At 71.4% G+C, this 451-nt stretch carries 1 pseudogene; it reads right to left on the bottom strand.

Annotated features, from left to right (window positions below):
* A pseudogene (locus HUW62_RS47785) lies at positions 1–451 on the bottom strand (hypothetical protein); the annotation flags it as partial.

Below are 451 nucleotides of genomic sequence, written 5' to 3'. Positions count from 1 at the left end.
CCTTCAGCGCGTCGAGCAGGCCGTGATCGCGCAGCACCGTCTCCAGATCCACGAGCGTCAGGTCGCCGCGCGAGCCGTTGAAGCGGTGGGACATGTTGCGCAGCAGGGCGAAGCGGTGCTCGGAGCCCTCCAGGGAGGCCTCCAGGAGGTCCTTGCCGCCGGCGCGCGTCAGCTCCACGAAGGGCGTGCGGGGTGCCTCCACGCGGGTGAAGCGGCCCCGGGGACGGGGAAGGTCGCGACGCAGGAAGCTGGGCCCGTCATCCAGGGTCTGAAGCTCCTGCTCGGAGGGCGAGGTCGTCTCCTCGTCCACCAGGGTGGAGCGCTTCTTCGGAGCGATGCGCTCCTGGACGGTGGCCTCCTCGGCCGCCTTGGAGCCCTTCTTCGCCTTGCCGGAGGACTCGGCGGGCTTCGTGGCGGGCAGGGCGAAGGAGGGGATGGAAGGGTCCGCGGC

It is taken from the genome of Myxococcus sp. AM011 (assembly GCF_013372595.1).
Classification (GTDB): domain Bacteria; phylum Myxococcota; class Myxococcia; order Myxococcales; family Myxococcaceae; genus Myxococcus; species Myxococcus eversor.
The sequence above is the reverse complement of the archived record's forward strand: the minus strand, read 5'-3'. Positions and strand labels throughout refer to the sequence as shown.